Here is a 12,910-nt window from a genome sequence, read left to right on the forward strand (position 1 = left end):
ATATTTTATATTTATCATCTTAATATCAATTAAAAAATGAAATTTCAAACTATATAAACAAGAAAGACAAAAGATTGATTTTACATTTCATCACTAAAATAATAAAAATTCATACTATTTAATTTCATATATTAGATATACAAAAATCATAAATAATTTCATTTAAGATTGATAAAAATGTAGACAATTATTTAATAAAACTCATGAATTAAACTATTTTTACAACAATTAATCATGTAAATATATGTATTTTTAATTCAGATTATTCAATAAAAAACACAACGTTAATTTAACAATATGAGTATTATGACGTTCGGTTGTGCCTTGATGTATTTAATAATTTTTCAATAAAGCAAGAACAATTAATGGAGAAATATATGTTATTAGCTCAACTCCCTGCAGAAAAAACACTGAACGAAACAGATATTCCCTCGGCTACCTTGCAATTACTGACTGGTAAACAAGAAGGTGTTGCACGCCCCGGAGGAATATTTACCAAAGAAGACCTGATTAATATCAAACTGTATGTTAAAAAAGGTCTATCACTCCCTTTTAATCTTAAGGAAGTGGAGCACTACTTGGATTACCAAAAGATCGATATTGCCGGATTAGAACCAGAAGATATTCACACTTTGTTTGAAGAAATCCGCACCCACTCGCTTAGCTGGAGCGATGTGGAAAACGATATTCTGCAACAGAGCATAGACCTGGAAATTATTGGCAAACAAATCACCGAAACAGGTGAGAATATCATTAGCATCATTAATGAAATGCCAATTATCACACGCATAAAAAGGAGATTAGGAGAAATATCGGAGAGACAACTCGCCCAGATCACCTACACTCATGAAGACAGAGAAGTATCATTTGCTCTAGAGGAAATCCTTGACACCATGAAAAATGATATTGAAAAACAGCGTGAGAAAACTAAAAAGGTCAAAACCGAAGTATCCGATTTCAAGTTAAAGATGATTGGCGGCAGATTGTCAAACGGCAGCATTGCTCTAGGCTTACAACCACAAGTCGAAAATAAGCGAAAGCTGATGAAAGACAATAAGATGTCGGTCAGTATCGGAGAGCTGGACGATAAGATCACTGAGAAAAAAGAGGAAATTGTCCAACTCAAGAAAGACTACGATAGATTCGTAGGCTTGGCTTTCTCCGGTATCGTAGGGGGACTGATCGGCCTCATTATTACTGGCGGCATTTTTGGTTCCAAGGCAGAAGAAGTACGAAAACGTAAAAACATGCTGATCGAAGAAGTACGCAGCCTGGAAGAGAGCATCAAAGGTAAACGCGCATTACAAAAATCTATTACTGGTTTATCCCTTGATTTTAGCGACATTGATACCCGCTTATTGGATGCAGAAGTGGCGCTGAACCATTTAGATTACATGTGGCAATCCATGCTGACCCAGATCAATGCTTCTAAAGATAAATTCACCCAAATTAACGATGCACTGAACCTGACCTCTTTTATCACTAAATTCCAGCAAGTCATAAACCCTTGGAAAGAGGTGGAAGGTTCCGCTAAACAATTAGTCAGGGTTTTCGATGAAGCATTGAAAGAATACCAACATCGCTATAACTAATCGTTCCTCGTATTACATAGGATTATAGAAAAAAGGAGTCTTAAAATGACTGAAATCATTACTTTCCCTCAGAAAACTATCACTTATCCAGAAATTAGTGTAAAAACTTTGAGTCAAGCGGTGAAAAACATCTGGAGTTTAACGCACCAGCAAAAATCAGGCATTGAAATCATCCGGGAAAAAACTCTGCGAGTAAGCTTATACAGTCGTGATATCGACGAAGCCGCTCGCGCCTCTGTACCTCAACTACAAACTGCCCTGAGACAACACCTGCCTCAAGACTATTTCCAGACCATCATCGAAATCGATACTGCGCTGGAAAATTCAGAATTGGATGACGAGACACGAAATACCCTGTTGGAAGCACGTTCAGAGCAGGTAAGCAATCTGAATAAAGATGTTAAAAACATCATTTCCAGCTTACATGAAGAAGCCAACATAATGGCCGCCAAAATTGCCAATGTTCGTAATGTCGTTATTTTAGAACGTCTGGAAGAGCGCCTGAAAGAAGAGCAGGAAAGAAAAGAAGAACTGCAAGCTGATATCACGCAGAAAGCGCAGGATAAAGCCAAATTAATCCCAGATCGCGACAAGCTCATCGAAAGTCAAAACATTATCCGTCAATATAATTTGGCCGATATGTTTAAGGACTATATTCCCAATACCAGTGAACTGGACAAACTGAATCTGGCTAGCCCTAAAAAAGAACTTATCAAACAGGCGATCAAACAAGGAATTGAAATCACCAAAAAGATTCTGAGCAACATCTCCACAGGACTAAAATATGTTGAGCTAGCTGATGCCAGGATCAAATTGGATCAACAAATCGCTCAATTAACCAAAGATGGCGACGACTTAAAAACCCAATTAAAAAGCGTAGAACAACGGATAGTCGGTATAGAATATGTGCATCAAATCGACAAAGAACGCACCACCCTATTACTCCAGGCAACTAAACTGGAGCAAGTATGGAACATCTTTGCCAATCAATTACAGGAGACCATAGATGATCAAACCCGTCAGCAAAACCTGACTAAGTTCATACACGATCAGCTAAACTACCTTAACAATCTGGAATCGCAATACAGCGGGATTCTGCTGAAATAAATGCGGCTTGCTCCCAACTCTTCATCAGGCAATACAAGATATTTAGTACCATAAGCGAATAAAACAGGTATGAAGTACAGTTCAGGGAGAAGAGATCGCTATCAATAATTTGCAATAACCCGGTAAGGATAATCTTACCGGGTTTTTATATTCCAAATAATTGGTCACAACCAACTGGCTATTTAGAGAATAATTTTCGCTTGCTGTATCACATCAATCAACGGTTGAGGCCAGATACCTAGCGCTAATACCAATAATGCGGAAATCAGAACAACCATCCCGCCGGCAGTCGATGCCCAGTTCCTTGGTGTGTCACGATTAAGCGCTTTCGGCGCAGGCAGGTACAAACTGACCATGACCCGTAGATAGTAATACAGGCCGATAGCACTACCCACCACCACGGCACCCGTCAGCCACCACAGTTCCGCTTTCACACCCAACACAATGACGTAGAATTTACCAATAAAACCGAACGTCATTGGGATCCCCGCCAGTGATAACATCATCACCGTCATCACCGCAGACAGAATAGGTTTATGCCAAAACAGGCCACGGTATGAGTAGAGGGAATCTGCATCCGGCCCTTTATATGGGCTGGACATGAGGCTAACAACACCAAATGCACCGATACTGCTAAACAGATAACCTACCAGATAGATACCGACCGTTTCTTCTGAAAGCTGGTGGTTCTGTACCGCCACCAGCGCCACCAGCAGATAACCCAGGTGAGCAATAGAAGAGTAACCAAGCAGACGTTTGATATTTGTCTGGGTCAGCGCCATCAAGTTACCGAACAGCATAGAGGCAATCGCAATAACGGTTAATACCGTACGCAGTGCTTCACTATCCGCCATTGGTGCTTCAACAAACAAACGCACTACTACTGCGAAAATCGCTATCTTACTGGCTGTTGCCAGAAAGGTAGAGACCGGAGCAGGCGCTCCCTGATAAACATCCGGTGTCCAGAGATGGAAAGGTACCAGTGATAATTTGAAGCCAAGGCCAACAACCAGCATACCCAAGCCTGACAGTATCAAAGGTTGATAGATATAGCTGTCAGACAAACGATGCCCCAGTGCGGCAAAAGAGAGATCGCCTGATTCCGCATATAACAACGCGATACCAAACAGCATGAAAGAAGAGGCTGCCGCAGACAGCAGCATATACTTGATAGCCGCTTCCAGAGAGCGTTTCTGACGATATGCATAACCAATCAAACCAAACAGCGGCAAAGTTAATAACTCAATACCGATAAACAATGATGCCAAGTGGTTTGCACAAGCCAGAAGAATCCCGCCCACTGTCGCAATTAGCACCAGCAAATAGAACTCTTCCTTGTTATCTGGATAATTTTCTAACCAGGAATAGGCGAAAGTCGTCGTTGCCAAGCTCGCAACCAGCACGAGACCGATATAGAGCATAGCATAGCGATCCACATGAACCAGTGGGGTGACATCCATCGCTTCTTGCTGTCCGACAAAATAGAGAGACAGCAGAGCCAGATTCAAACCTATCACGGTCAGAGTGGTATTAATAAAGTGATCGCGTCGCCACGCAATGGACAGCATCACAACGACTACCGTCAATCCGACGATCAACAGCGGTAACAGCGCGATCAGTTGTTGAGGAGTTATTGTCATGGCGAATTACGGCCTTGTAGTTGAAATTGAAGCTGAATACCAGGTCTGGATGTTATCCATCGCTGCCGCTGAAGTATCAAGGATAGGTTGTGGGTAAAAACCCATCACCACCAGTAATATCAACAGCACCATTACAATGGATACTTCTCGCACATCCATTCGTCTTAGTGGTTCATCTGATTTTGATTCACCGTAGTAAGCACGCTGCATCATATACAGGGCATAGACAGAGGCAAAAACCAGACCAAACACAGAAATCGTTATAATTAACGGAAATTCACTAAAACTACCAAACAGGATCATAAATTCACCGACGAAGTTACCGGTCCCCGGCATCCCCAGTGTCGCAACAGCAAAGGAGAGCGATAACGCAGGCAAGAACTGCACACGTTTCCACAAGCCGCCCATGAGATTCATATCACGGGTATGTAAGCGCTCATAAAGCTGCCCACAGAGAATAAACAGACCTGCGGCCGACAGACCATGAGCAATCATCTGAATAATTGCCCCTTGGTAAGCAAGCTGGCTGCCAGAATAGATCGCGATTAACACAAACCCCATATGAGAGATACTGGTATAAGCAATCAAGCGTTTGATATCTGTCTGGCTGAATGCCATCCATGCGCCATAGAAGATCCCAAGCACACCGAACCACATCGCAATCGGTGTGAACTCATGAGAAGCTTCCGGGAACAGTGGCAAAGCAAAACGCAACAGGCCATAACCCGCGGTTTTCAGCAAGATACCCGCCAGGTCAACAGAACCCGCTGTTGGTGCCTGACTGTGCGCATCAGGCAACCATCCATGTAACGGCACAACTGGCATTTTTACAGCAAAAGCAATGAAGAAACCGAGCATCAGCAAGTATTGAACGGTGTGAGACATAGGGGTATTCAGCAGTTTTTCATAGCTGAATGTCCACTCGCCTGTTCCGTTATAGTGAACCAGTACCAGCGCCATAATCGCAATTAACATCACCAAGCCACTCGCCTGAGTGTAAATGAAAAACTTGGTCGCCGCGGTGATACGAGTCTTACCGCCTGAGCCTCTGTGCCCCCACAGCGCAATCAGGAAGTACATCGGCACCAACATCATTTCCCAGAAGAAGAAGAACAGGAACATGTCGATAGCGAGGAACACCCCCATCACACCACCAAGGATCCACAGCAGGTTCAAGTGGAAAAAGCCTTGATATGGCTGATTTTCCGTCCATGAACAGAGAATAGCCATCAGCCCCAGTAGTGCGGTCAACACCACCATCAGCAGTGACAAGCCATCCAGAGCAAGGTGAATACTGATGCCAAAACGTGGGATCCACGGCATAACAAATTCCTCTTGCCATTGTGGGATCCCTTCAGGATTCGCCAAGGTGTAGTCCCCCTGCAACCACAGTTGCAGAGAGAGCACCAGAGTCAACCCCATCGAAATTAACGCGATCCAACGCGGTACACGGGTACCGAAGCGTTCAGCCTGCCAACTCAACAGGCCACCGATGAAGGGCATAAGAATTAGCCAAGGTAATAGCATGGCGCAATGTATCCCTTAAATTAAACCAGTAGCAGCAGAGCTAAAACCAGCACTGCACCCAACCCCATAGAGGCAACGTACCAACGGACCTGTCCATTTTCACTCAGGCTAAGACCTTTGTTACTCCAGCGTGATAACACCGCAGGAATATTCATCAGTGAATTTAGCGGATCGTTTCGCAATACATGTGTAATGTTCTTGAACGGTTTAACAAATACCCAGTCATAGAGAACATCAAAACCCCAAGCATTAAACCACCATACGGAGAAGAAACGCCCCGGAGCACTTTGTGCCACACCATTCACCAACTGACGTTTACCCAAATACAGTGCCATTGCCAGCAAAATACCCGCCACAGCGATCACACCAGAAACCACTTCCAAGGTCATTTTGCCTGTGTGATCCGTTGTATGGCTTCCCGGCAACACACCCGCCAATGGCGGCACAATCAGTGCACCCACAAAGGTGGAAAGCACCAGCAATACCAGTAACGGCAGGTGATGGGTAATACCTTTAACAGGATGGGCTTTTGTTTTCGCCTCACCGTGGAATACAATGAAAATCATGCGGAAGGTATACAAAGAGGTCATAAATGCACCCGCCAGACCAGCCAGCATAAGGTTGATATGACCATGTGACATTGCTCCCCACAGAATTTCATCTTTACTGTAGAAACCCGCAGTGACAATTGGCAACGCTGATAACGCCGCGCCACCCACCAGGAAGCAGGCATAAACCAACGGAATGGATTTACGCAATCCTCCCATTTTGAAAATATTCTGCTCGTGGTGACAAGCCAAGATGACGGAACCCGATGCCAGGAACAACAGCGCCTTAAAGAAAGCGTGAGTCATCAGGTGGAAGATTGCCGCATCCCACGCCTGAACCCCCAACGCCAAGAACATGTAACCAATCTGGCTCATGGTCGAGTAAGCCAATACACGCTTAATATCGGTTTGTACTAACGCGGCAAAACCTGCCAACACCAGCGTGACAGCACCGATTGTGCCAACCAATTGTAGGATTTCTGGCGCCATCAAGAATAGGCCGTGGCTGCGCGCAACTAAGTAGACCCCGGCGGTTACCATCGTTGCCGCATGAATCAGCGCAGAAACTGGCGTTGGACCGGCCATCGCATCGGCCAACCAAGTTTGTAACGGCAACTGGGCTGATTTACCTACTGCTCCCCCTAATAACATCAGAGTCGCCCAAGTAATCACCGAAGAACCGGCTTCCAGATGCTGTGGCGCTAAAATCGCCAACTCGCGGAAGTTCAACGTTCCCAGATTGTCATACAGAATGAACATGCCGATAGCCAGGAAGACGTCACCCACACGGGTAACGACAAAGGCTTTCATTGCTGCGGCACCATTCGCCGGATTAGTATAGTAGAAGCCAATCAGCAAATAACTGCACAGCCCTACACCTTCCCAACCGAGATACATCAGCATCATGTTGTCTGCCAGAACCAGTATCACCATGCTGGCAATAAACAGGTTGGTATAAGCGAAGAAACGGGAATAACCCTCCTCACCACGCATATACCATGAGGCATACATATGGATCAGGAAACCAACACCCGTTACCACACTCAACATGGTAAGCGATAAACCATCAAGAACCAGAGTGAACGGGATACTGAAATTCCCAACTTCCATCCAGTTCCACAGGTTCTGACTGTAAACCAGATCACCCGCACCATTCTGACTGTTGAAATCGATAGCTACCCACAAGGTAACCAACGCAGCCAAACCAACCGAACTAATCCCGATGGTAGCTGATGTATTTTCAGACCAGCGGCCACGGGAAAATGCCAACAGCAAAAATCCCAGCAGTGGCAGCAGAATTGTTAAATAGAGTAAGTTCATCCGCGCATCTCACTGACTATATCAATATTCAGATTCTGGCGACGACGATAGAGCTGTAATAACAGCGCCAAGCCAATACTCGCCTCTGCTGCCGCCAAGCTGATAGCCAAAATAAACATCACTTGACCATCTGGCTGACCCCAATAACTGCCTACCACAACAAAAGCCAGAGCCGCAGCATTAATCATCACTTCGAGCCCAATTAACATAAACAACAGATTACGGCGGATGATGAGCCCGGTCAGGCCCAACACAAATAGAATTGCCGCCAAAATCAGTCCATGTTGAAGAGGTATCATGGTCGTTCCTCCGCATTTCGGTTGCTGAGCACTTCACCCTGTTTGTGTTCACGGCCAATGTGATACGCCACCACCATACCGGCAAGTAATAGCAAAGAAGCCAGCTCAACGGCCAATACATACGGACCAAACAAACTGATACCCACTTCTTTGGCACTGACAACTTCACCCGTGATATTGTCAGCAATATCGCCATGAGAAACATTGATAATGGTATACACCAGCACAACAAGCAGCACTGTTGACAGTATTCCCGGACCAATCCACGTCCGCGGTTTCAACCAAACACGCTCCTGTTCAACAACAGATTTGCCAAGGTTAAGCATCATCACCACGAAAACGAACAGCACCATAATGGCCCCGGCATAAACGATGATCTCCAGCGCACCGGCAAAATAAGCGCCCAGCGAGAAAAACACCGCTGAAAGCGCCAGCAGAGAAACGATCAGATACAAAAGCGCATGTATCGGATTGGTATGGGTAATTACCCTGATGGTTGCCAAGATGGCAATCAGCCCAGCGGTATAAAACGTAAATTCCATGAATCTCGCTCCTTACGGCAACAGACTTTTAACGTCGATAGGTTTCGCTTCATTGTCGGCTTCACCTTTTGATTTGCCGTCAATTGCCATACCTGTCTTACGGTAAAAGTTATAATCAGGATATTTACCCGGACCTGAAATCGTCAGGTCCTCTTTTTCATACACCAGATCCTGGCGCTCAAATTCCCCCATTTCAAAATCAGGCGTTAATTGGATCGCAGTCGTCGGGCAAGCTTCTTCACATAAGCCACAGAAAATACAACGTGAGAAGTTAATGCGGAAAAATTCTGGATACCAACGACCATCTTTATGTTCAGCTTTTTGCAGTGAGATACATCCCACCGGGCAAACTGCCGCACACAAGTTACAGGCAACACAACGCTCTTCACCGTCCGGATCGCGTGTCAACACAATACGGCCACGGTAACGGGGTGGCAGATAAACCGGTTCCTCTGGATACATTTGGGTTTCGCGCTTATGAAAGGCATGCAAGCCAATCATCCAAATACTGCGTACCTGGGTGGCAAAACCAACCACTAACTCTTTCAATGTCATGGTTCATTCCCCCCTTATTGAGCGTTGTACAAAATCACTGCCGCAGTCGCCAGCAGGTTAAGTAAGGTCAGCGGTAGACAGATTTTCCAGCCAAACGCCATCACCTGGTCATAACGCGGACGCGGTAAAGAGGCACGAATCAGGATGAACATCACCATGAAGAATGCCGTTTTCAACGCAAACCAGACAAACGGCGGCAGGAACGGACCATGCCAACCACCAAAGAACATTGTCACAATCAGGGCAGAAACCGTGACAATACCGATATATTCACCAACGAAGAACAGACCGAATTTCATACCGGAATATTCAATATGATAGCCATCAGCCAGCTCCTGTTCTGCTTCCGGCTGGTCAAATGGATGACGGTGACACACCGCTACACCCGCGATAGCAAAAGTCAAGAAACCAAAGAACTGAGGAATGACATTCCACATATGCTCTTGTGCATTGACGATATCCACCATATTGAAGGAATCTGCCTGCGCCACAACGCCCATAAAAGAGAGGCCAATAAACACTTCGTAACTCAGTGTCTGCGCAGAAGCACGCATTGCCCCCAGTAACGAGTATTTGTTGTTACTCGACCATCCAGCGAACAGCACCGCATAGACAGCCAGACCCGCCATCATCATGAAGAACAAAATGCCGATGTTCAGATCAGCGGCCATCCAAGTCGGCGTGATCGGCACAATGGCAAATGCCAGCAACAGAGAAACGAAACCAATCACCGGTGCCAAGGTAAAGATCATTCTGTCGGCAAAACGGGGGACCCAGTCCTCTTTGAAGAACATTTTGATCATGTCAGCGACGATCTGTAACGATCCGCCCCAACCTACGCGGTTAGGTCCATAACGGTTTTGAAACAGCCCTAGCAAACGACGTTCACCAAAACTCATCAACGCCCCACAGACAACCACCACTACCAAGATCACCACGGCCTTCAGAACCGCGATCAGCACATCAATAATTTCGGGGGTTAACCAACTCATTGTGCAACCTCCCGCAGATTATTCACGGAAACACCTGCCAATACCGGAGGAATACCCGGCATTCCCATTGGCAAACCGATCTGCCCTTGAGCAAGATTTTCACTCAGACGAACTGCCAGACGCAGTTGCTGACCAAAACAATCAAACTCCAGAACAGAACCGGTTTTCACACCCAATTGATCCGCATCTTTGCTATTGAGCATCACATAAGGCTCCGGCATGCGTTCCTGAATCACATCGGAACGTTGAGTTAACTCTTCACTACCAAACAAGTGATGGTAAGGAGCCACTGTCCATTGGTTATTTTGTGCAGTAAATGCTGTCGGAATCTGATCAAAATAGTTCAAACCGCCGTCAGTGGTTTCAATCAGACGCACACCAGGATCGCCAAAGCGCAGATGACCACCGACCTCCGCCTGGAATTTGTTCCAAGCCTGTGGTGAGTTCCAACCCGGCGCCCATGCAAATGGCACCTGCTGACGATAGGCATCAGGGCTATTATTACCTTCCATTGAGAAGGCAAATGGCGAATCCACATCCTGCGGCTGACGTTGCTCATGTACACTGAGATTCGCCAACATAGCAGTACGACCACTGTAACGATGCGGTGAACGTGCCAGTTTCTGACCGCGGATGCGGAAGGTAGAATCAGGCGCTGCATCAACAATGCCTTTAAGCTGTGGCATTGTTTCAGCACAGGCATCAATAACATGGTCAAGCTGTGTCCAATCCAAATGGCGTTCAGTATAAGTTGTATGCAAAGAGTGCAACCAACGCCAACTCTCCAGCATCACTACCGATTTGTCGTAGAAAGAGGGCTCGAAAACTTGGAAATAACGCTGTGCCCGCCCCTCCTGATTCACCAACGTACCGTCACTTTCTGCAAAGCTGGAAGCTGGCAGAATCAAATGGGCTTTATCCATGATGGCCGTGCGTTGATGGTCAACCACAACCAGATTTTTCAGATTGTTCAGTGCATCGTCCACCTTATCTGCTGCGGCATGCCGATAGAGATCATTTTCCATCACGATAGCCGTATCAGATTTACCACTGCTTATACGTTGCAGAGCAACATCCAGTGGCTGAGCCTCCATCATTGCCAATCCAATACTATTCGCATAGATTGCAACAAACGACAAACCGACATCTGAGCCTCGGTCTTTCAGTGCCCAAGCAATATTAGCGGCTGCTTGAATAATCGGATCACTGCCGACGTTACTGCCGCTGATAATCAACGGTTTCTTCGCGCCAATCAATGCTTGCGCAACCATATCCACTTTGGCTCTCAATTCGTCAGGCAAATCCTCGACTGCCGGTGCCGTGTTATCCAATCCATGAGCGACGGCAAAACCAAAACGAGCCTGATCATCAACCGGCGCACGATAATTCCACGCAGCAATATCATCCAGACGCGTATCATCCACATTGGTCACAAACAGAGGATATTTGGCACGCTGACCAATATTCATCACAGCGGCAATCTGCCAATCAGCAACTTTCTGAGCAGCAGCCATTTCGCGGGCTTTACCTTTCACAGCCTGACGAACCGCCAGTGCCATCCGGGCACCGGTTTGCGTTAAATCTTCACCTAAAATCAATACCGCATCATAGCTTTCAATTTCACGCAGCGACGGTGTATAAACACCACCCTGTTGCAGAACTTCCAGCATTATATCAAGGCGTTGTTGTTCAGCCGCAGCAATCCCACTATAGAAGTTTTCCGCGCCCACCAGTTCACGCAGTGCAAAGTTGCTTTCCAGACTAGCGCGTGGAGAACCGATACCGATGGCATTTTTAGCCTGACGCAAAATATCCGCCCCACCCTGCATGGCCTGTTCCGCGTTAAGCGAGATCCAATGATCACCACGCAATTGCCGTGGCTGACGAGGGCGATCTTTACGATTGACATAACCGTAACCGAAACGACCACGGTCACACATAAAATAGTGGTTTACCGTCCCGTTATAACGGTTCTCGATACGGCGTAATTCACCATAACGCTCCCCCGGGCTGGTATTACAGCCAATGCTGCACTGCTGGCAGATACTTGGTGCAAACTGCATATCCCATTTACGGTTATAACGTTCAGAATGGGTTTTATCGGTAAATACCCCGGTTGGACAAATTTCTACCAGGTTACCGGAGAACTCACTTTCCAACGTGCCACTTTCAGTGCGACCAAAATAGATATTATCGTGAGCGCCATAAACACCAAAATCAGCGCCGTCGGCATAATCTTTGTAGTAACGTACACAACGATAACAGGCAATACAGCGGTTCATTTCATGAGAAATAAACGGCCCCAATTCCTGATTGTTATGAGTACGCTTAGTGAAACGGTATTTACGGAATGTATGACCGGTCATCACGGTCATATCCTGTAAGTGGCAGTTGCCCCCTTCTTCACATACCGGGCAATCGTGCGGATGGTTAGTCATCAACCACTCAACCACACTCTCACGGAACTGTTTAGCCTCTTCATCATCAATAGAGATAAAAGTGCCATCCGTTGCCGGAGTCATACAGGACATGATCAGACGACCGCGCGTATCATCCGCATTTTGATATTGCTTCACCGCACACTGGCGGCAAGCGCCAACGCTTCCAAGCGCTGGATGCCAGCAAAAATAAGGAATATCTAACCCCAAAGAGAGGCAAGCTTGTAACAGGTTATCAGCCCCGTCTACATCATATTTTTTGCCGTCTACATGTATCGTAGCCATAGTCAGCATGCTTCCAAATGACCTGCTTTTCAGCAAGTGTTAATCAAAAATTCTGCTAATTTCGT

At 46.1% G+C, this 12,910-nt stretch carries 10 protein-coding genes; 2 read left to right on the forward strand and 8 right to left on the reverse strand.

Annotated features, from left to right (window positions below):
- Positions 1-365 precede the first annotated feature (365 nt).
- Positions 366-1,592 (forward strand): alpha-xenorhabdolysin family binary toxin subunit A, encoded by a 1,227-nt coding sequence (locus SLS51_RS09680; RefSeq protein ID WP_439126863.1) that lies wholly within the window; start codon positions 366-368, stop codon positions 1,590-1,592.
- Between the two features lie 45 nt (positions 1,593-1,637).
- A complete protein-coding gene (locus SLS51_RS09685; RefSeq protein WP_323837763.1) occupies positions 1,638-2,699 on the forward strand; it encodes an alpha-xenorhabdolysin family binary toxin subunit B in 1,062 nt (353 codons plus the stop codon).
- 182 nt (positions 2,700-2,881) lie between these two features.
- Here the strand turns inward: SLS51_RS09685 and nuoN are convergent, their stop codons facing one another.
- From nuoN to nuoG, 8 genes are read right to left on the reverse strand one after another with little or no spacing between them, the layout of a single operon-like run.
- Positions 2,882-4,339 (reverse strand): NADH-quinone oxidoreductase subunit NuoN, encoded by a 1,458-nt coding sequence (gene nuoN, locus SLS51_RS09690; protein ID WP_323837765.1) that lies wholly within the window; start codon positions 4,337-4,339, stop codon positions 2,882-2,884.
- A gap of 6 nt (positions 4,340-4,345) precedes the next feature.
- The gene (nuoM, locus tag SLS51_RS09695; protein ID WP_323837767.1) at positions 4,346-5,866 is read right to left on the reverse strand and encodes an NADH-quinone oxidoreductase subunit M; all 1,521 of its coding nucleotides are present in this window, start codon (positions 5,864-5,866) and stop codon (positions 4,346-4,348) included.
- A gap of 20 nt (positions 5,867-5,886) precedes the next feature.
- The gene (gene nuoL, locus SLS51_RS09700) at positions 5,887-7,734 is read right to left on the reverse strand and encodes an NADH-quinone oxidoreductase subunit L (protein WP_323837769.1); all 1,848 of its coding nucleotides are present in this window, start codon (positions 7,732-7,734) and stop codon (positions 5,887-5,889) included.
- Entirely contained in the window at positions 7,731-8,033 is a 303-nt protein-coding gene (gene nuoK, locus SLS51_RS09705) for an NADH-quinone oxidoreductase subunit NuoK (protein WP_015833671.1), read from the reverse strand. Before nuoK ends, nuoL begins: the two co-directional genes overlap by 4 nt.
- The gene (gene nuoJ / locus SLS51_RS09710; RefSeq protein ID WP_323837772.1) at positions 8,030-8,575 is read right to left on the reverse strand and encodes an NADH-quinone oxidoreductase subunit J; all 546 of its coding nucleotides are present in this window, start codon (positions 8,573-8,575) and stop codon (positions 8,030-8,032) included. Before nuoJ ends, nuoK begins: the two co-directional genes overlap by 4 nt.
- Positions 8,576-8,587: 12 nt before the next feature.
- Positions 8,588-9,130 carry an NADH-quinone oxidoreductase subunit NuoI gene (gene nuoI, locus SLS51_RS09715; protein WP_323837774.1) on the reverse strand — a complete coding sequence of 181 codons (543 nt, stop codon included), beginning with the start codon at positions 9,128-9,130 and terminating at the stop codon, positions 8,588-8,590.
- A 14-nt stretch (positions 9,131-9,144) separates the two neighbouring features.
- On the reverse strand, positions 9,145-10,122 hold the full coding sequence (gene nuoH, locus SLS51_RS09720) for an NADH-quinone oxidoreductase subunit NuoH (protein WP_011147300.1): 978 nt from the start codon (positions 10,120-10,122) through the stop codon (positions 9,145-9,147).
- Positions 10,119-12,845 carry an NADH-quinone oxidoreductase subunit NuoG gene (nuoG, locus tag SLS51_RS09725; protein ID WP_323837776.1) on the reverse strand — a complete coding sequence of 909 codons (2,727 nt, stop codon included), beginning with the start codon at positions 12,843-12,845 and terminating at the stop codon, positions 10,119-10,121. The genes nuoH and nuoG overlap by 4 nt, the downstream gene beginning before the upstream one ends.
- Positions 12,846-12,910 lie beyond the last annotated feature (65 nt).

The organism is Photorhabdus africana (assembly GCF_035181445.1).
Taxonomy (GTDB): domain Bacteria; phylum Pseudomonadota; class Gammaproteobacteria; order Enterobacterales; family Enterobacteriaceae; genus Photorhabdus; species Photorhabdus laumondii.

Coding starts and splice junctions, on each gene's coding strand:
- SLS51_RS09680 (WP_439126863.1), top strand. CDS start 366: ATGGAGAAATATATGTTATTAGCTCAACTCCCTGCAGAAAAAACACTG.
- SLS51_RS09685 (WP_323837763.1), top strand. CDS start 1,638: ATGACTGAAATCATTACTTTCCCTCAGAAAACTATCACTTATCCAGAA.
- nuoN (WP_323837765.1), bottom strand. CDS start 4,339: ATGACAATAACTCCTCAACAACTGATCGCGCTGTTACCGCTGTTGATC.
- nuoM (WP_323837767.1), bottom strand. CDS start 5,866: ATGCTATTACCTTGGCTAATTCTTATGCCCTTCATCGGTGGCCTGTTG.
- nuoL (WP_323837769.1), bottom strand. CDS start 7,734: ATGAACTTACTCTATTTAACAATTCTGCTGCCACTGCTGGGATTTTTG.
- nuoK (WP_015833671.1), bottom strand. CDS start 8,033: ATGATACCTCTTCAACATGGACTGATTTTGGCGGCAATTCTATTTGTG.
- nuoJ (WP_323837772.1), bottom strand. CDS start 8,575: ATGGAATTTACGTTTTATACCGCTGGGCTGATTGCCATCTTGGCAACC.
- nuoI (WP_323837774.1), bottom strand. CDS start 9,130: ATGACATTGAAAGAGTTAGTGGTTGGTTTTGCCACCCAGGTACGCAGT.
- nuoH (WP_011147300.1), bottom strand. CDS start 10,122: ATGAGTTGGTTAACCCCCGAAATTATTGATGTGCTGATCGCGGTTCTG.
- nuoG (WP_323837776.1), bottom strand. CDS start 12,845: ATGGCTACGATACATGTAGACGGCAAAAAATATGATGTAGACGGGGCT.